The 18,906-nt window shown below is 32.3% G+C and carries 15 protein-coding genes; 11 read left to right on the top strand and 4 right to left on the bottom strand.

From position 1 onward, the window contains the following. The first annotated feature begins 42 nt into the window (after nt 1-42). The 5 genes from QEJ31_RS00395 (at nt 43) to QEJ31_RS00375 (ending at nt 6,143) form a co-directional block, all read left to right on the top strand. On the top strand, nt 43-2,283 hold the full coding sequence (locus tag QEJ31_RS00395) for a chemotaxis protein CheA (RefSeq protein ID WP_280591733.1): 2,241 nt from the start codon (nt 43-45) through the stop codon (nt 2,281-2,283). Between the two features lie 34 nt (nt 2,284-2,317). Next, entirely contained in the window at nt 2,318-3,397 is a 1,080-nt protein-coding gene (locus tag QEJ31_RS00390; RefSeq protein WP_280591731.1) for a chemotaxis protein, read from the top strand. 17 nt (nt 3,398-3,414) lie between these two features. Next, complete coding sequence (gene cheB / locus QEJ31_RS00385; RefSeq protein ID WP_280591730.1) at nt 3,415-4,446, top strand: chemotaxis-specific protein-glutamate methyltransferase CheB; 1,032 nt, start codon at nt 3,415-3,417, stop codon at nt 4,444-4,446. 152 nt (nt 4,447-4,598) lie between these two features. Further along, complete coding sequence (locus tag QEJ31_RS00380) at nt 4,599-5,231, top strand: hypothetical protein (protein ID WP_280591728.1); 633 nt, start codon at nt 4,599-4,601, stop codon at nt 5,229-5,231. Nucleotides 5,232-5,675: 444 nt separating this feature from the next. Continuing rightward, on the top strand, nt 5,676-6,143 hold the full coding sequence (locus tag QEJ31_RS00375) for a sugar dehydrogenase complex small subunit (RefSeq protein ID WP_280591726.1): 468 nt from the start codon (nt 5,676-5,678) through the stop codon (nt 6,141-6,143). On the opposite strand, the gene QEJ31_RS00370 is transcribed toward QEJ31_RS00375, so the two are convergent. Together QEJ31_RS00370 and QEJ31_RS00365 are read right to left on the bottom strand one after the other, a co-directional pair. After that, nucleotides 6,136-6,834, bottom strand: coding sequence for a Crp/Fnr family transcriptional regulator (locus QEJ31_RS00370; RefSeq protein WP_280591724.1), 699 nt, complete (start codon nt 6,832-6,834; stop codon nt 6,136-6,138). The two genes, QEJ31_RS00375 and QEJ31_RS00370, sit on opposite strands and share 8 nt — an antisense overlap. A gap of 27 nt (nt 6,835-6,861) precedes the next feature. Then, a complete protein-coding gene (locus QEJ31_RS00365; protein WP_280591723.1) occupies nt 6,862-8,937 on the bottom strand; it encodes a hypothetical protein in 2,076 nt (691 codons plus the stop codon). A 152-nt stretch (nt 8,938-9,089) separates the two neighbouring features. On the opposite strand from QEJ31_RS00365, the gene lspA reads away from it, so the two are divergent. The 6 genes from lspA (at nt 9,090) to rlmN (ending at nt 17,098) form a co-directional block, all read left to right on the top strand. After that, a complete protein-coding gene (lspA, locus tag QEJ31_RS00360) occupies nt 9,090-9,716 on the top strand; it encodes a signal peptidase II (protein WP_280591721.1) in 627 nt (208 codons plus the stop codon). Nucleotides 9,717-9,785: 69 nt separating this feature from the next. Then, on the top strand, nt 9,786-12,272 hold the full coding sequence (locus QEJ31_RS00355; protein WP_280591720.1) for an ATP-dependent Clp protease ATP-binding subunit: 2,487 nt from the start codon (nt 9,786-9,788) through the stop codon (nt 12,270-12,272). A 12-nt stretch (nt 12,273-12,284) separates the two neighbouring features. Then, on the top strand, nt 12,285-13,793 hold the full coding sequence (locus tag QEJ31_RS00350; protein WP_280591719.1) for a carboxypeptidase M32: 1,509 nt from the start codon (nt 12,285-12,287) through the stop codon (nt 13,791-13,793). A gap of 301 nt (nt 13,794-14,094) precedes the next feature. Beyond that, the gene (locus QEJ31_RS00345) at nt 14,095-15,036 is read left to right on the top strand and encodes a ribose-phosphate pyrophosphokinase (protein ID WP_280591717.1); all 942 of its coding nucleotides are present in this window, start codon (nt 14,095-14,097) and stop codon (nt 15,034-15,036) included. Between the two features lie 18 nt (nt 15,037-15,054). Continuing rightward, on the top strand, nt 15,055-15,969 hold the full coding sequence (locus tag QEJ31_RS00340) for an alpha/beta hydrolase (protein ID WP_280593262.1): 915 nt from the start codon (nt 15,055-15,057) through the stop codon (nt 15,967-15,969). Between the two features lie 7 nt (nt 15,970-15,976). Next, nucleotides 15,977-17,098: a 23S rRNA (adenine(2503)-C(2))-methyltransferase RlmN gene (rlmN, locus tag QEJ31_RS00335; protein ID WP_280591716.1), complete on the top strand. Its 1,122-nt coding sequence runs from the start codon at nt 15,977-15,979 to the stop codon at nt 17,096-17,098. A gap of 2 nt (nt 17,099-17,100) precedes the next feature. Here the strand turns inward: rlmN and QEJ31_RS00330 are convergent, their stop codons facing one another. After that, a complete protein-coding gene (locus QEJ31_RS00330; protein ID WP_280591714.1) occupies nt 17,101-17,874 on the bottom strand; it encodes a transporter substrate-binding domain-containing protein in 774 nt (257 codons plus the stop codon). Between the two features lie 77 nt (nt 17,875-17,951). Further along, on the bottom strand, nt 17,952-18,755 hold the full coding sequence (locus tag QEJ31_RS00325; protein WP_280591711.1) for a transporter substrate-binding domain-containing protein: 804 nt from the start codon (nt 18,753-18,755) through the stop codon (nt 17,952-17,954). Between the last annotated feature and the right edge of the window lie 151 nt (nt 18,756-18,906).

Below are 18,906 nucleotides of genomic sequence, written 5' to 3'. Positions count from 1 at the left end.
GGGAGTGTAGCTAACTTTTATCAGGAGATGAGGTGCTAAGCTGTGAGTTATAATGAAGAACAAATGCAGGAAATATTCTTCCAAGAAATGCGAGAAGTATTTGAGCATATTGACAGCTGTATTCTCGTTCTTGAAAAAACTCCTGGTGATTTAGAAATAATTAAAAATTTATTTAGAGAAGTACATACTTTAAAAGGCTCAAGTGGTGTATTTGGATTAAGAGAAATTGCAGATCTAACACATCATGCTGAAGACCTTTTGGATCGTATGCGGGAAGGTAAATTAGACCCTACCGAAGAAGTATTTTCCGCTTTGTTACGTTGTTTTGATAGATTAAAAGAAATGATGGATGCAGCACAAAAGAAACAAAATTTAGCATCCTTTGACAATTCAGACATTGTAAGACAATTATGTGACTTTAAAGAAATTACTGGTGAACAATTACAAGAAAAAGTTGCTGCAGGTGAAGTTGCACCTCCTCCAACTCAAGAAAACATAAAACCCGGTGAATGTCCTTTTCATATTTCAATTACTGGTGCGGATCAATTTTTCTTAACAGGAATAGATCCAATAACATTAGTATTAAATTGTCGTGATATTTCATCTGGTACTTTTTCTCTATTTACAAATGCATCTAGAATTCCTGCATTAACAGAAATTGAGCCAGAACGTTGTTACTTTGAATTTACGTTTAATTTTGTTTCTATGGCTGAATTTAAAACCGTACAAGATATTTTTGAGTTTGCAATTGGTTCAAGTAACGTAAAAATAGAAATGGATGGTATGGCCGGCGGAAATAAAGCAGGAGGTGCAGCTCCTGCCTCTGCACCAGCAGCAGCAAAACCAGCAGCACCAGCGGCAGCAGCAGCAACTCCAGCAGCAGCAACTCCAGCAACACCAGCAGCGGCAGCAAAACCAGCTACCCCAGCAGCAGGAAAGCCAGGCGCTCCTGCCGCAGCTAAACAAGATGCTGCGCATGGTGGTAACGATGCAAATGACTTTGTCCGTTTAAAGAAAGAAAAACTAGATCAATTAATGAATTTAGTAGGTGAGTTAATCACTGTTAAAAACTTATTTGTTCACTTAGCAAATAGATTAGAAGAAGTTCTTCCTGAGAATGAAATTACTAAAGGATTTAAGGAAGGAACAGGTCACGTAACAAGACTATCTGCGCGCTTACAAGAAAGTGTAATGAACGCTCGAATGGTTCCTGTTGGAAGCGTCTTTACTAAATACACTCGTCTTGTAAGAGATGTTGCAAAAAAACTAAACAAAAAAGTAAATTTGGTTATAGAAGGTGAAGAAACAGAGTTAGATAAAACAGTAAGTGAAGCAATTTCCGATCCTATTATGCACTTAATACGAAACTCAATAGATCATGGCATTGAAAATTCAGACACACGAAAAGAACGTGGAAAGTCAGATACTGGTACTTTATTGCTAAAAGCAGGATACGAAGGAAACAACGTAAAAATTGTTGTAAGAGATGATGGTAACGGGATAGATTTAGATAGAGTTAAAAATAAAGCTGTTAACTTAGGTATTGTTACTCAAGAACAAGCTGACATGCTTAGTAAAAAAGATATTATTGAATTTATTTTCCATAGTGGGTTTTCAACTGCAGCTGAAATTACAGATGTAAGTGGCCGTGGTGTTGGAATGGATGTTGTACGTAACAACATTAGAAAGTCTAGTGGTTCCATATTTGTTGATACCAATCCAGGGCAAGGAACCGAATTTAAAATTATTTTGCCATTGAGTTTAGCAGTAATTGAAGCTCTATTAATTGGAGTTGATGGTGAAACTTATGCTCTTCCGCAAGAAGTAATTACTGAAACAGTAAGAGCAGAGAAAAAAGATGTTGTTAACTTAAATAATCAACCAAGTATTAACTTACGTGGGGAGGTTATTCCTCTCTTAAGACTAAATGAAGTTGTTAATTTAAGAGCGTCTATTTTAGATAAATTTATTCAGCAAGAAAAGAAGCGCCTTAATCAAAATGATGAAGATAATTCTGATACACAATCAAATCAAAAAGAAAAAGACGATGGTTTAACAAATCCTGTTGTGATTGTGCAAATTGATGGCTTAAAAGTAGGGATTTTAGTTGATGTTTTATACTGGCAAGAACAAATTATGATCAAACCTTTAGGAGGTTTCCTTGCGAATATCCCTGTATTTACTGGGGCTTGTATAATGGGTAATGGTTCTGTGGTCTTAGTTTTAGAGCCTAAAGAACTTTATTATGCAGCTTGTCATACCGAAGATAAAGCAGCGGCTTGAGACAAGTTGTGAATGGGCTAGATAGGAGAGTCTAATGGCAATTTACATCGCCAAAAGCAAAAAAGAAGAAAGAATGCTTCAAATAGGAAGTAACAAGTTTGAGCTTGTTGACTTTAGATTGAAGGACTACCCTGTCGGCGCAGATATGTCACATCCGAATGCGTATGAAGGTATTTACGGAATAAATATTGCTAAGGTAAGAGAGATAAATAAAATTAGCCAATTTACCAAAATGCCAAACTCCCACGAATGTATAGAAGGTCTTCTAGAACTGAGAGAAGAAGCTATTCCTATTGTAAACTTAGCTAAATATTTAGGTTATCAGAATCACGCACTAAGACCAACAGATAATATCATTATCTGTGAATTTAACAGTCTCGTAACTGGGTTTGTCGTGCATCAAGCAATGCGCATCCGGCGAATCTCTTGGGAAGCAATTTTACCTCCTACCAGATTGATTGGACGTGAAGGTGGTTGTGTAACTGGAATGCATAAATTAGCAAAAGGTCCAGATAATGAGAGAGACCTAATGTTACTTATTTTAGACTTTGAAAAAATAGTTGCTGAGATTAATGGTGAAACTTATGCCTTGAATAAATTCTCAGAAGATAAACAAAACAATAGAATTCAAGGTAACACAGATGAAACAAGAACTGTGTTGGTGGTTGATGATAGTTTAACTGCAAGAACGCAAGTTGAGCTCTTCTTAACTCAACATGGGTATAGAGTCATTACGGCAACAGATGGAGAAGAAGGATTATTCACGCTTCAAGCTCTTTTAGATCAGGCAAAAAAAGATGGTCGAGATGTAACAGATTTAGTGCAAGTCGTTGTATCTGACGTGGAAATGCCAAGAATGGATGGACATGCATTTACCCAAGAAATTAAAAAAGATCCAAAATTAAGTTCAATTCCTGTGATAATGCATACATCTCTTTCTGGACGAGCAAATCAAGATGCTGTGAAATCTTTAGCTGATGAATATGTTGTGAAATTTAATGGTGATGCGCTTATTGCAACAGTAAATCGTGTTTGGCGGAAATTAATGGATAGAAAAGAAACAGATAGAACAAATGGTATGAATGAATCTGATGATTTAGATGCAGCCTCATAATAAATTGGAGTCCTTTTATGGCTATTAATGTTCTTATTGTTGATGATTCACCTACAGTTTGTGCAATGCTTTCGCAAATGTTAACAACTGCTGGGTTTCATGTTGCTGGAATAGGAAAATCTGCTGAAGAAGGATTAGAATTAGCAGGTAAATTAAAACCGGACGTGATTACTCTTGATATAGAAATGCCTGGGAAATCTGGATTGCAAGCACTCCCTTTATTTCAAAAAACATGTGATGCAGCAATTATCATGTGCTCAACTTTAACAAATCAAGCCGCTTCAGCTACTCTTCAGTCATTAGAAAAAGGCGCATTTGACTACATTCCTAAAACAGAAATTGGGAAATCTTTTACCCCAGAAATGTTAAAGGAAAGAGTTAACAATGCTTACGCCTATGTTACTCAAAAACGAAAAGGTGAAAACACATATAAGCAAAGTGTACCAATTGCTTCTTTACCACATCAAAACGTTAAAGCTATTGTTTTAGGCGTATCTACTGGCGGACCAGCTGCTTTACATAAATTGTTTAGTGCTTTACCAGTTATGCCTGTACCAATAGTGGTTGTACAACATATGCCGGCAGCTTTCGTAGCTTCTTTGGCAGAACGTATAGCGCAACAAACTAAACATAAAACTTCTGTTGCAAAAGAAGATTATACTTTAAGTCCAGGCGAAATTTGTTTTGCACCTGGAGATAAACATGTGCTGGTAAAAAAGATGGGGGCAAGAATTTTTTGTGGCCTTAGCGAAGAGCCAAAAAATTTATTACATAAACCCTCTGCCGATGTCCTTTTTCAATCTGCAGCTGAAGTGATGGGAAAAGAACTTCTAGCTATCATATTAACTGGAATGGGGCGTGATGGCGCTGATGGTGGGAAAACTGTTCGGACACGTGGTGGTATGGTTTTAGCTGAGAGTAAAAGTTCATGTGTAGTATATGGTATGCCCAAAGCGGCAATAGAGGCTAGAACTGCAAACTTTGAATTTGATTTACAAGATATGGCCGCTGCTATTAATAAAATTGTGACTGGGAAGTTAATTAGCTAGATACTTCTGAAAAAAGATTAAGAAACAAGTAAGTTTATCTTACTTGTTTTTTTTTCGAAGATATCTAGTGTTTGAAACAAAAGATTTGCTAAAAAAAATCGCATAGTTTAAATTAGAAATGAATCAAATATTTTAGGGGATGTAAATAATTAATGCTCTTGCGAATTCTTCTTATTCTTATTTACTGCAATTTTTTTACTAATTATTGTTTTGCATTACTAAAATCAAATGATCTTATTGTAGATGGTGGGTTCACGGGTTACTACTTACTCCAAGATTTTTATGCTGGCGGTAACGGTAGAGTTACTTTAACTTTCCCGGTTTATAATGTTGATAAACAATTTGATTTAATAGTTGGTGCTAGTGGAAAAATAGAACGAACTTCTTTTCTGACACAATCATATTATTATGGAATTACATCTGATATTACTTCATATCAATTAGGATTAGTTAGCGGCATAAAATATCGAGTAATTTCTCCGTTTTATATTTACTTGTTGGGAAATGCTTACTATTCACCATATACTCAGTTTGAAAATCATTTTTATCTTTACAATTTAAATTCATATCAAACAGTAAAAGTCGATTATAATGTAAATGCTGGAATTGAATTGAAATTTATATATAAATTATTTCGAGATTTTGGCGTAGGTCTTTCTCTTTATGGTTCATATGGTTATATTAAATTCAATGACAGCTCATTTCTAAGTGTAACATTTCAAGGTACACAAGGTGGTTACTTAATCTTTAATTCGAATATAAATTTTGTTTATTTTATTAGATAATTTTTTTGGGAATCTATTTTTTATGAATTACGAAAAAATATTTTAATATTTAATTTACTATTTTAAAATTTCTTTAAAATTAAAAAAAATAATAAAAGATAAAAAATAAAAAAAAGAAAGTAAAAAAAATAATATTATCTTTTACTTTTTGGAATTTTTCTGATATACGCAAGACAAGCTAGACACTAAGAAAAATATAATTAGTTTAGCAGAACTCTTGATTGATTAATGAATATTTAATAAATATTTATTAAGTTTAGTTAATTATTGTGAATAATAATCAAAAAATAATTAAATTTTTAAATTTTGACTTTTGTTAACTATGTTTTAATATTTAAATCTATTAGAGAAAGTTTGAAAAAGGAGGATTCAATAAATTCTTATCAATAATCGCTTTTTTGCATTTAGTAGGGTAATTAACGGCTAAATTTTAGGGTGTTTACTATGAAAGAATTGAAAAAAAAGAAATTTATGAAAAATTTTGTGAAGAATTTTCCGACCTCTCTAGACGAAATTGAGACCAGGCTAATCATGGAGTCAGAAAGTGATATTGAATTGTTCAAAAAATTTATGAAAATATCGGAAAAATTAACTGCTGATTTACAATTAGATGCAGAACTTGGAAAAAAATATTTAGAGCATTTTATTTTAGCGAATAAACAAAATAGAAGAAAAATCCTTGAGCTACATACTTATCTTCAAAATCAAATACCTGAGACAAGAAAAGATTTAAAAAAACTATCAAAAGAAATTCTCATCAGTTGGTACACAGGCATAGTCAAAGTAAACGGTATAAGTAGATTAGTTACTTACTCAGGTTCGCATACTTGGACGAAGTTAAAAGGTATAAAACCGCATGGTATTTGTGGAGGACGTTTTGGATATTGGTCAAGAAGGCAAAAAATTAGTTAGTTTTTTCTTCTGCTATTTCTTTTAGAAGATTTATATCTAATATCTCAAAATCTGTGATGCTACCTGAAACTGCTCCAAGTTTTTTGATTTCAGAAAAAACCCTGCTAACTGTTTCAGGTGTCATGTCAGATAGATCTGAAAAATCGCTGCGGGTTAAATGAACCTTATTAGAAGGGTCTCTTTTAGTAAAATAAGGATATATCTCTAAAAAACAGGAAGCTAATCTTTGACGAGCTGTTTTATAGCGAACTCCTTCAATCCTATTGTAAAGCATGCCTGTATGACTGCAAACCTTTCTCAAAAAATCAAGATAAACAGAACAATTTTTCTCACCAATACCTGTGATAGCAACATGTGGTGTAGAAATAATTTCACAATTTGTTATTGCTGTACAAGTTCTTTCAAAATATGGTGACTTAGAAAACATCTCTAAAATTCCAAAACAATCACCATCTTTTGAAAGAGAGCTGATAATTGATTTATTTTTCTCACACTCATTTGTGAATTTAACACAACCTGAAACAATAAAATAAATGGAATATGCTTTTTCACCTGCAACAAATATAGTTTGTTCACGTTTAACTTTTAGTTCAGTAGAACTTTGTAATAATAAATCCAGTTCCTCTGAATTTAAAGATGGAAAAAAAGTTGCTAGTTTTTTAGTTGAAATAATAAATTCAGATTTTTTCACAAACAAGTCCTTTGCCTTTATAAATCATTACAAATTAAACCATTCCTCCCAGGTTTTTCCTCCATGCTTATCGCATAATGAAGGAGTAATCTTTTCATGGGAAAGTTGAGGAAATGTATTACTTAATGAAGAATTTAAAACATAAACAAAACCACAGCCCCCAAAAGAAAAATCTAAACGACTATGCATGATTTCTTCTTTAGTAACCGTTGATAAATTAAATACATGTGTAAAATTTCCTGAAAAAATAGATTTTTCAATTTCAAGACCTAAATTCTTTATTACTGCCCTTGTATAAAGTAACTGATTATCATGTAAATATTTTGGTGTTATTCCCTCTTCTTTAAAACGTTCAAAAAAATTATTTTCTAGAATTGAATGGAATTCATGAACCCACTCTTCAATTTGCTCACTATTTCTATCAGTCATGAACAAACAGATAGGTGTGAGACAGCCCCTACCATGCCACAAGCTGCATAATTTTGCTACGTCAGATGGAGAGTAGTGTAAATCAACAATCAAACTATTTTTTACATCACCTTGTGGAATTAATTTTGTTTTTGAATTATTTAAAAGTTTACTAAATGTTGATATAGTTGAATCTGAACCAAAAACAATTACATAATCAAAGTCACTATAATCTTTAGAAATAGATTTATTTTTTTCTAAATAAATTTCTGCTGGATAAAAATATGGAGAAAGTTTCTCAACCAGATCTGCAATTTTATTTCTAACACTATTTGCAAAAATATCCTCACTTCGAATTGATGGTAATTTAATATGGATAGATTTGGCTCCCAACATGGTTGCAATTTTTGCTGGATAAAGCCATGTAATTGGTATATTTGATGAGCAGATTATTAAAATATTTTTTGCATTTAATTTTTCAGGTTGGTTGCAATTAAATTCATTCCAACTTAGTAATGAATCTGCTAAATCAGACCATCCATGAGGCGTCCAAATATTTGGATTTAAATTTTGGATAAAATTATGGATGTCTTGTGGAGATGAAAAGTTTTTAGCTGAAGTTATTTTTTCAACATTTTTGTCAAGTTTCTCTTCTTCATTTTGGATATTTAAGAAAAAGAAAGAATCTTTTACATTTAAACTACATCCTTTTAATGTTGCGTCTGGTGCTCTACTTTGAAGATGAAATATTCCTTCACTAGTATTAACTACACAAGCAATATCTTCAGTAATTATTGTTGGCCATGAATCCATATTTACCAAATCAAAAAATGCCAAAAATCCATATTCACCTTCTCTTAATGCGACTTGTCTTTTTAAATCTATAGCTATTGGAGTTAAAGTATTATTGCATTTAAAAGTGCCATCATGAATTTTTTTAATTGACCAAGCTTGTGATCCAAGCTCACACATTCCATATTCGGATAAAAAATAAAAATCTTCTGGATTACCATATGTATCTCGAAAAAATTTTATAGTTTCATCTAATGAAAAACTTTGCGTACGTCCTTTTGTTCCCCCTGTATCGATTATTCCAAGACGTGTACCTTTAAATATTTTATCTATATTGTTTTTTTTCACATATTCTGTAACAATTAAATGGTGAAATGTTGTGCCAAAGATAAGAATATTATCAAGAAATTTTTCTTGCATTAATAAATCTATTAATTGCTGGCAATTTGTTTCAACATCACAGTAAGTAATTGAAAAAGCATTACGTCTGAACATGTCAATCATTGCTGCAAGAGAACTTTTAGTCCAAATATTTGTGGGAGGAATTAAACTTATAATTGGAGTTTCTGTGCTAAAATTATGCATAGATAAAAAATCTGAAAAATTATTGCACGAATTTTTTGCATATAATTCTAATCTTTCAGGAGTAAAAATATGTCGCGCTTGAATATTGTTAGTACTTCCGCTGGAGTAAAATGTAGTGTTTGAGTCACTGTTTATTCCTGTATGGATATTAAAATCTCGAAAACAGCGGATAGGGAGAAAAGGGATCGAAGTGTTTACATCAATCGAGGGAATAAATATGTCAGTAAAAAAATTAGGTAATTTAGGGTTCAATGAAATTAAATTTTGCTTTTGTTTCATCATTTTTTGTAAAATATCTGTTAATAAAAATTCTTTCATATAAGACCTACTATTGGCAGAGCAAATGGAGAAAAAAGATGCTAAGTCTGTTTTTCATATCAGCTCCTTCTGGGTTTCACAATCAGAGCTTGCTAACATAACTAATATGCTTTAATTGTATGCGTGTTTGGTTTTTTATTAAAGGGTCTTCAATGCAAAAGTCTAATTCAAATTCAGAAGAAAAACAGCTTTCTACTCGGCAAACAATTTTTTCATTATGTGGGTATCTTTTTTTATTTCTTGGGATGGTTATTTTAGATCAGGTAACTAAATTATGGTCTGAAAAAGCTTATTTAGTCAATTCCTCTTTAACTAACATACGAGAATATACACAAACCTCTGATGCTATATTTCATATAGGAAGTGGCTTAAATTGGTTACACTTTGATACTACGTATGTAAGAAATACTGGTGCAGCATGGGGGTTTATGGGAAATTTACCCGAAAACATTCGTCCTTATTTCTTTTATGTTCTTACTAGTGCAGCAATGGTAGTTATTTTAATTTTCTTTTTTAAAACAAAATCTAAATTAATTTTAACACGCCTTGGAATTGCGCTTATTTTTTCTGGAGCAGCAGGTAATTTTATTGATAGAGTTTGGTTACATTATGTTATAGACTGGATTCATTTCAGTTGGAATTTATTTGGATGGAATTACGATTATCCAGTATTTAATATTGCAGATTGTGCGGTTACTTTAGGTGTTACTATTTTAATCATCGAAACAATTATAGATGAAATTCGTAATCGTAAAGCGAAAAAACTGGCAAAAGGTTGACAAAAGGCAATATCCGTAAATGTTCTATATAGTATTCTGATCTTTCAGAACCTTATGGAGATATCGGATATGGCACAACAATTTTTGAAAAATTCTACCCATAGAGTAAATGAAATATTCCAAGCAGGTATCACTGAAGCATTAAATGCACAAGTAAAAATGCTCATTCCTGAATTCCTCTTATTTGCTGTTTTAGAACAAAAAGATTCCATTGCTTTGAAAATTGCTGATGAGTGTAAACTAGATGAAGTTTTAGTTAAAACAACTATAATAAATGGTATTTATGATAGTATTAATCAACTCCAAAAAAAACAAGATACACATTTTTCTCAAACGAGAGATCCTACTGGAATGTATGGATCTCCTGAAGTTGCTTTTTTGTTAGAAAGAGCAGATATGGAGAGAAAAAATTTTGGTGATGCTTATATCAGTACTGGAACCTTATTTCTTGCTTTTTTTGATACACGAATTAGTAGTAGAGAAATATTATTAAAAGCAGGATTATCTTATGAGGAAGCTAAAAAAGCTTTATTAAATGTTCGCGGCAATCATCGTGTAACAAATAGAGATGATGAAGCTAAACAGAGCGCATTAACTCAATATACAAGAGACATTACTGCAATGGCTAGAAGAGGAGAACTTGATCCTGTTACTTCTAGAGAAGATGAAATAGAGCGTGTAATTCAAGTTTTATCTCGAAGAAAAAAGAATAATCCAGTGTTAATTGGCGAACCAGGAGTAGGAAAAACCGTTATTATAGAAGGACTCGCACAAAAAATTGTGGATCTTGAAGTTCCAGATCATCTAGTTGGAAAAAGAGTTCTCAGTCTAGAAATGGCTGATTTGGTAGCTGGAAGCAAAATGCATGGTGAATTTGAGGAACGATTAAAAGCAGTAAAAGAAGAAATAATTGCTCTTGAAGGTCAAATTATTTTATTTATTGATGAAATTCATACTGTTGTTGGAGCAGGAAGAACAGCTGGTTCCCTTGATGCTTCAAATATATTAAAAAGTTCTTTAGCAACAGGACAACTCCAATGCGTAGGAGCAACTACTTTTAAAGAATATAAACAATATGTTGAAAGTGATAGAGCTTTAGAAAGGCGTTTTCAGCCAATTAGAGTTGAAGAACCTTCTATTGAAGCGGCAAAAGAAATTTTAAAATCGATTGCAATAAAATACGAAAAACATCATCAAATTAAATATAGTCCAGAAAGTTTAAATGCTGCTGTTGAATTAAGTACTAAATATATATTTAGTAGAAGCTTACCAGATAAAGCAATAGATTTAATAGATGAAGCAGGGGCATTAAAACGAATTAAAGTAGTGAGCATTCCACCAGATATTCAAAAGCTTGAGCAAGAAAAAGCAAAAAAAGACATCGAAAGAAATGATTATTTTAATCGCCAAGATTTTGCTATGGTTGCTAGTACACAAATGGAATTATTAAATTTGGAAAATAAAATTTCTGAGCGTCGAAAGCAATGGGAATCAGAAATGAAACAAGAAGATCGTGTTGTTACTGCAGATGATATTGCAGAACTTGTTTCGAAGGTAACAGGAATTCCTGCAAAAAAACTTCAAGCAGAAGAACTCGAAAAACTGGCGCATATCGAAGACGAATTAGCAAAACGTTTAATTGGACAAAAACAAGCTATTCAAGCTGTAGCAAATGCATTGCGCAGAAATAGGATTGGTCTTCGCGAAAGAAAAGCTCCAATTGGTAGTTTTTTCTTTCTTGGTCCTACAGGTGTAGGAAAAACTGAACTCGCAAAAGCTTTAGCTGAATATGTTCTTAATGATGAACAACGTTTGATTCGTTTTGATATGACTGAATTTATGGAAAGACATGAAACTTCAAAATTAATTGGCTCTCCACCTGGATTTGTAGGGTATGGTGAAGGTGGGCAATTAACAGAAAAAGTTAAAAGACAGCCTTATAGCGTATTACTATTTGATGAGGTTGAAAAAGCGCATCCCGATGTATTTAATTTGTTTTTACAAATTTTAGATGATGGACGTTTAACTGATGCAGAAGGGCAAAAAGTAAGTTTTGAAAATACTTTGATTGTATTTACAAGTAATTTAGGAAGTGAATATATCAGTGCAAATAAACGTTCTGTTGGTTTAGGGGGACAGGATAAAGACTTAACAAATAAAGAAGTAACAGATTTAGTATTAGGAGAACTGAAAAAAACTTTTAAACCTGAACTTTTAAACCGTTTAGATGAAATCATTGTTTTTGAAAAACTAAGTCAAGAAGATATCGAAAAAATATTAAAGTTACACATCGATAAATTAGCATTAAAAGTTAGTAAACAAGGTTTAAAATTAGATATTTCTCCAGAGGCACAAAAATTTCTTTCTGAGCGTGGTTTTAGTCCAACTAATGGTGCTCGTCCTTTAAGAAGACTTTTAGAGGCTGAAGTTGAAAATAAAATTGCACAAGAAATTATTGCTAAAGGAAAAAATAAAGAAACAGGACAAGTAAATGGAAGTACATTACTGATTACCTTAGCAAAAGATAACAGTGAAGTAATTGTTAAAATAAAGTAGTAAGGATACAAAATGAACTTTGATCAAGACTTTCAGAAATTAACTGATATTATGGAAGAAGTTTCGCATTTAAATTCAATTTCTAAATTACTAAGCTGGGATCAAAGTACCTACTTACCAGAAGACGGTTTTGCAGCCAGAGGAAAACAATTAGCTACTATTGGAAAAATTATACACGACAAATTTACAAATCCTTATATCGGTGATCTTATAAAGCAGTTAAAAGATAATTCATCTGCATTAAGTTCAAATTCTTATATATCAAAATATGTTGCCGTTATAGAAAGAAGTTATAACAGAGCTACGAAAATTCCGGCAAGTTTTGTTGCAAATTTTATAGAACATCAAACAGTTGCATATGAAAATTGGATAAAAGCAAAAGATACTAATAATTTTAAATTAATCCAACCTCATCTGGAAAAAACTTTAGAATTATCCAAAGAATATTCTAGTTTCTTTAGCTATGATCATATAGCAGATCCTCTTATTTCTGAAATTGATTATGGTTTTAATACTGAAAATATTAGACAAGTATTTAATGAGTTAAAAAAAGAATTAGTTCCTTTTGTGAAATCTGTTTTAGATCTTCCTCAAAGCCAAAAAAGTTTTTTAACAAAATCTTTTCCAGTCACTCGTCAGGAAGAATTTAATCATTTGGTTTTAAATAAATTAAATTTTGATTTTAACCGCGGTCGTTTAGATAAGACAGCTCATCCTTTTATGATTACTCTAAGTCATGGCGACATACGTATTACAACCCGATATGATGAACATAATTTTACTGATAGTTTATTTTCTACTATTCATGAAATGGGACATGCTTTTTATGAAATGGGCATAGCAAAAAAACTAGAAGGTTCACCTTTATATGAAGGAACATCTAGTGCTGTTCATGAAAGTCAGTCAAGACTTTGGGAAAATATTGTAGGTAGAAGTTATGAGTTTTGGGAATTCTTTTATCCGTCATTAGTTGAATATTTTCCAGAACAATTAAAGTCTGTTTCTTTAGCTGAATTTTACAGTCAAATTAATAAAGTAGAACGATCTTTTATCAGAACAGAAGCAGATGAATTAACCTATAATTTACATGTGCTAATAAGATTTCAACTTGAAATAGATATGTTAGAAAATAAATTAAAAGTAGCAGATTTACCTGAAGCTTGGAATGCACTTTATAAAGAAAATTTAGGGGTAACTGTTCCTAGTAATAGTTTAGGATGTTTACAAGATGTGCATTGGTTTGCAGGAATGATAGGCGGACAATTTCAAGGTTATACACTTGGCAATATTATGAGCGCGCAATTTTTTGCGGCTGCAAAAAAAGCTCTTCCTAATTTGTCACAAGATATTAGACAAGGGCAGTTTTTGCCATTACGCGCTTGGTTAACTGATAACTTGTACCAATATGGCAAAATGTATGATAGTCAAGAAATTCTTGAAAAAACAACAGGTGAAAAATTAACAATTAAACACTATATGGATTATTTAAAAACTAAATTTCCTATCAATTCTTTGGCATAAATTCATATTTTCCTTGTTTATATAATTGCAAATGAGACGAAACAATGCATAGCGTTGTCCAGCTCATGTGCTCTTGACTCCTAAGGATGGGAGGAAAAGAAACCGCTTTTGGATTCAGAGATAAAAGTCTTCTGTTTGCCTAAGGAAGGGTTTTGATTCTATGGAAGAGGAATCAAAGGTTGCTAATTGCACTAGAACTGAGCAGCGCTTTTTTATTTTCAAGTTGCTTTTATAGGTTTTTCTCGATAGAGAAAAGGGGACTTTGAGGACACTTTTTCTCTAATTTAGTGGGTTAAAATTTATGGAAAGCGAACTTCTTATCTTTTCTGGAAACGCCAATCGTGATTTGGCAAATAAAATTTGCCAATATCTGGATGTTCCCTTAGGTACCGCTCTTATTGGTAAATTTAATGACGGGGAAACTCGAATTGAAATTGAAAGCAATGTTAGAGGTCGTGACGTCTTTATTATTCAGCCTACCTGCCGCCCTGCCAACGAAAATATCATGGAACTCCTTATTTTAATTGATGCCTTAAGAAGAGCAAGTGCCCAGCGTATCACTGCTGTTATGCCTTATTACGGATACAGTAGGCAAGAACGCAAAAGTACTCCGCGAACTCCTATTACGGCCAAACTTGTTGCTGATCTTTTAGTAAGTGCAGGAGTACACAGAATCCTAACTATTGAATTACATACAGGAGCTATTCAAGGATTTTTCAACCTTCCAGTAGATCATTTGTATAGTAAACCTGTGTTTGTAGAACATTTTGCGAAAATGAAAATTGAAAATCCAATTATGGTTTCTCCAGATGCGGGCGGTGTTGAAAGAGCAAGAGCTGTAGCCAAGGTTTTAGGCTGCGGTTTAGCTATTGTAGATAAACGCAGAGACCGTCCTGGTGACTCCCAAGTCATGAATTTAATTGGTGATGTAAAAGATAAAACAGCTATTTTATTTGATGATATTTGTGATACAGCTGGTTCTTTAACTTCTGCTGCAAAAGTATTACGTGATCATGGGGCTCTAAAAGTTTATGCTGCAGCAACGCATGGAGTTTTGTCAGGCCCAGCCATTGGACGATTAAAGGATAGCTGTATTGAGAAGCTCTTTATAACCGATACTATTCCGTTAACAGAAGATGCTGCTAAATGTGGAAAAATAGAAGTTTTAAGTGTATCCGAACTTCTTGGTAAAGCGATTCGTAGAATTCACAATTCAGACTCAATTAGTAACTTGTTTATATAGGTGAACATCTTGAGAAAAATGGATTTTTCAACCCTTTCAAAAGAATTATCGGAATTGCAAAATCCCGTCCATCTGCAAGAGGGTATACAGTTTTTGGAGTATGAAGGTGCTAAATTAGCATTTGATTACCAACCTGCGAAAGAAGAAGTTAAAAGTATTCTTGTTCTAGTAAATGGTTACCAACGAACAAGGCTTGATTTTCGTGCATTGCGTAAAAAACTAGAAAAAAGTTTGCCTAATACCGCTACAGTAGCTCTAGACAACCGCTTTTGTGGGCAAACTATTGTTCAACCATCCCATAGTTCTTCGCTTACTGTTTCGCAAATGGCTGCAGATGTTGCTGTTTTAGCTTATTTCTTTTGTCAAAAATTAGGCTTAAAAGGGTTTTCGGCGCTTGGGATTAGTATGGGTGGAATGATAGTGCAAACTCTTGCAGCAAGTAACTCAGAAGTTCAAAATTTGCTACTGATTAGTACTACTGCTGGTGGAAACGGAAGAACTTGGCCAGAGCATATGGATCCTTCAAAAGGCTTAACTTATATAAATCATTATGAAAATATAGAATCCACAAAAAAACACATGCTAAAATACTTTGGTTCTAAATTTTTAACCACATCACCACTTTTATTTGAAATGATGTGTAAAACTATGGTTAAAGCAAAAGCAGAAGAATCTCTTGAACATAGCAGAGATGCTGAAATTCAATTTTATTCTTCTAGTAATTTTGATGGAGTAGTGCAACTATCTAATATTAAATCTAAAACTTTAGTAGTATCAGGTGATGAAGATAAAATTATTCCTCTTGAAAATTCAACCTTTTTAAGTAACAACATTAGCAATGCTGAACTTATTACTTATTCTGAAGTTGGGCATTTAATATTGATTGAAGAACCTGAAAAATTTGCACAAGATATCAGCTTGTTTTTACAATAAGGTCATTATGCTCACAAAAAAATATGCAATTCATCAAACTGAACAAGATTGGATCGATTGGTTTTTATCAAATGGTGAAAAATCTTTTCGTGGTAAACAAGTTTTAGAATGGTTTTATATAAAACATACATTTACTCCCGAGAATTTTACAAATCTACCTAAACAAATTCGGGAAAAATTACAAAGTGAATTTGATTGGGGTCTACCAATCATTGATACTATTTTACCATCTAGTGATGAAAGCGAAAAAATATTACTAAAGTTACATGATGGTTTATTTGCTGAATGTGTTCTTATGCCTTCTGAAAATAGAGTTACTTTGTGTGTTAGTAGTCAAGTAGGTTGCAGAATGGCGTGTACCTTTTGTCAGACTGGAAAAATGGGTTTAACACGTAATTTAACTAGTGGTGAAATATTAGTTCAGGTTGTTCTTGCAAATAAAAGACTAATTGAGCGAAATATATTAAATCGCTCCGTTACTAATATTGTTTTTATGGGGATGGGAGAGCCTTTAGATAACTATGATAATGTCGTTGGTGCTTGTAAAGCATTAATCGATCCTAAATTATTTGGTTTATCAAAACACAAAGTAACTGTCTCGACTTCAGGATTATTACCGCAAATTGAACAATTAGGGAAAGAACTTCCTGTTGCTTTAGCTATTTCATTACATACTGCAGATAACGAACAACGTTCGCAAATGATGCCTGTAAATAAAAAATATTCCTTAGAACAAATGAAGCAAGTTTTGCTAAATTATCCAGTCCAAACAAGACATGGTATTACTTTTGAATATGTTATGATTCAAGGTGTAAATGATTCTTTGTTACACGCAAAAAAATTAGTTAAATTTCTGCATGGATTAAAAGCAAAGGTAAATCTTATTCCAATGAATCCACATCCGGGTGCTATTAATATGGTTGCTACAGATTTTGAGCAAATGCGGGTATTTCAAAAATATTTAGCTGATAGATCTATACCTGCGCCTGTTCGTTATAGTAGAGGGCAAGATGTTAGTGCAGCATGTGGTCAATTAGCTACAAAAAGAAAAGATGAACTGAATTTACCGCCTAGAACGGTTGCCTTAGCGCGTAGAAGAGAATTCTTGGCAGAAAAAGCAAAACAATAATTTTATTTTTCCATTTTAAGGCCATATTTTTTCATAATTTGTTCAAACTTTCCATTTTTTCTGTATTTAACAATACCCTCTTCAAGCATTTTTACATATTTTTGGGAAGTCGGTTTGTTTTTTGTAAATGCAATATAAATTCCAGTTTTCTGTCCTATCGTTCCTGCTTCTTTAATTTTACTTCCTAATTCAAGCATTTTAATTGTATATTTCGCGACCGCTGTTTCTTCTATGACGGAATCAAGTTCATTATGCACTAATTTATCAAGATTTTTTTGAAAAGCTGTTTCTCCACCTGTTTCTACCAATTTTTTTACATTTTTTCTGAGTAAATCAATATGACCACCATAAACGTAACCTAAAGTAGAACCTAAAATAAGATCTTTTAGCGACTCGGGTGTTTTAAATATCCAATTGCTATTTTTATTGACAAAAAAACCATTGATACTTTTTCCAAAATCTTCTTTTGGAAAAAGATACTTATCTTCACGACCTTCTTTATAAGCAGCTCCCAAAGCATCAATCTCGCCTTTTTCTGTTTTAACTAATGTTCGAGCCCAAGGGGCGACGGTAGATATAAATTTAATATTATTTTCTTTGTAAATTTCTTCTGCAATATCTATAACATAACCTTTTAAGCCGATTACTTTGGGATCGCAGGTATAAGGACACCAAACATCAGTTTCAAATTGAATGACTTCTTCAGCAAATGAAACGTTTCCATAAAATAAAGAATAACTAAGAAAAAAAAATTGAAATAAAAATTTAGATTTCATTGATACACTCCTCGCAATTGTTACTAAAATGATATGCAAATTTAGTTTTTATTGAAAGGATGTATTGTGTCAGAAAACTATTTTCTTTTTGTTAAAGAATTAGTTATAAAATTATTATAAATTTTTTCTAATTCACCAGAGGTTTTTAGTAATTTTAGTTGGTAGTTAAATTGTGCGATAAATTTTTCTTCATAAGGAAAAAGGGATTTGTTTTTTACATAACCTAAAAAAGTAGGTTCTGTAACTAAGTCAATTACTTTCACAATTTTTTCATTCTCAGTTAAATCTTCATTTAAAGAGTTTTGGAATAAAGCTATTTTTATTGAAAGTTCATCATTGACGTAACAATCGGCATATTTCTTCTTAATTTTTTGCAAATTTTGGAGACTTGTTAAAGCCCCTTCATCGGTTTTAATATATCCACTTTTTACAGCTTTTTCAAAATTATCACCCATAATAAAACCTGAGTTTTTAGCGACAAGTATATCCTTAAAATCATCGGGCCATTTTTTCTTCTTAGCATAAGGATTATCTTTCCGACAGAAAAGTGAAATATGTTCTTCAAGAATTTTGTCAGAATAGTGAATCCAAGGTCGTTCAATGGGTCTTTCATAAGGAGGATAGATTGCAAAAGCCTTGTTTATTTTAAGCTCGTTCAAAGCCCTTTTCCATGGCATAGTATGTATTTCAATTTCAAAATCAGCCATTCTGGCAAAAATGACTTTTAATAATTCATAGTATAGCCCAGAAGGTTTTCCTTCTTTTTCATATGAGTATGGTTCATATCCTGCGTCTGCAACTATGAGTACTTTGTTTTTAGCAAATAGGCCTAATGGAAACATAGCAATTAGAGATAAAATAACTTTTATATATAAAAACATTCCTTCCCCTAAATAAATCTCCAAATTTCTAACATTTATTTAGTATATTGGTAAAAATTTAACGAAACCAAGAAAAAAGTCAAAACATGTGTCAAATTAATATAAAAAAAATCTTAATTTAAATGTAGGAAAAAAAATATTTTGTATAACT

The organism is Pigmentibacter sp. JX0631 (genome assembly GCF_029873255.1).
In the GTDB taxonomy this organism is placed as follows: domain Bacteria; phylum Bdellovibrionota_B; class Oligoflexia; order Silvanigrellales; family Silvanigrellaceae; genus Silvanigrella.
The sequence above is the reverse complement of the archived record's forward strand: the minus strand, read 5'-3'. Positions and strand labels throughout refer to the sequence as shown.

Coding starts and splice junctions, on each gene's coding strand:
- QEJ31_RS00390 (WP_280591731.1), top strand. CDS start 2,318: ATGGCAATTTACATCGCCAAAAGCAAAAAAGAAGAAAGAATGCTTCAA.
- cheB (WP_280591730.1), top strand. CDS start 3,415: ATGGCTATTAATGTTCTTATTGTTGATGATTCACCTACAGTTTGTGCA.
- QEJ31_RS00380 (WP_280591728.1), top strand. CDS start 4,599: ATGCTCTTGCGAATTCTTCTTATTCTTATTTACTGCAATTTTTTTACT.
- QEJ31_RS00375 (WP_280591726.1), top strand. CDS start 5,676: ATGAAAGAATTGAAAAAAAAGAAATTTATGAAAAATTTTGTGAAGAAT.
- QEJ31_RS00365 (WP_280591723.1), bottom strand. CDS start 8,937: ATGAAAGAATTTTTATTAACAGATATTTTACAAAAAATGATGAAACAA.
- lspA (WP_280591721.1), top strand. CDS start 9,090: ATGCAAAAGTCTAATTCAAATTCAGAAGAAAAACAGCTTTCTACTCGG.
- QEJ31_RS00355 (WP_280591720.1), top strand. CDS start 9,786: ATGGCACAACAATTTTTGAAAAATTCTACCCATAGAGTAAATGAAATA.
- QEJ31_RS00350 (WP_280591719.1), top strand. CDS start 12,285: ATGAACTTTGATCAAGACTTTCAGAAATTAACTGATATTATGGAAGAA.
- QEJ31_RS00345 (WP_280591717.1), top strand. CDS start 14,095: ATGGAAAGCGAACTTCTTATCTTTTCTGGAAACGCCAATCGTGATTTG.
- QEJ31_RS00340 (WP_280593262.1), top strand. CDS start 15,055: ATGGATTTTTCAACCCTTTCAAAAGAATTATCGGAATTGCAAAATCCC.
- rlmN (WP_280591716.1), top strand. CDS start 15,977: ATGCTCACAAAAAAATATGCAATTCATCAAACTGAACAAGATTGGATC.
- QEJ31_RS00330 (WP_280591714.1), bottom strand. CDS start 17,874: ATGAAATCTAAATTTTTATTTCAATTTTTTTTTCTTAGTTATTCTTTA.
- QEJ31_RS00325 (WP_280591711.1), bottom strand. CDS start 18,755: ATGTTTTTATATATAAAAGTTATTTTATCTCTAATTGCTATGTTTCCA.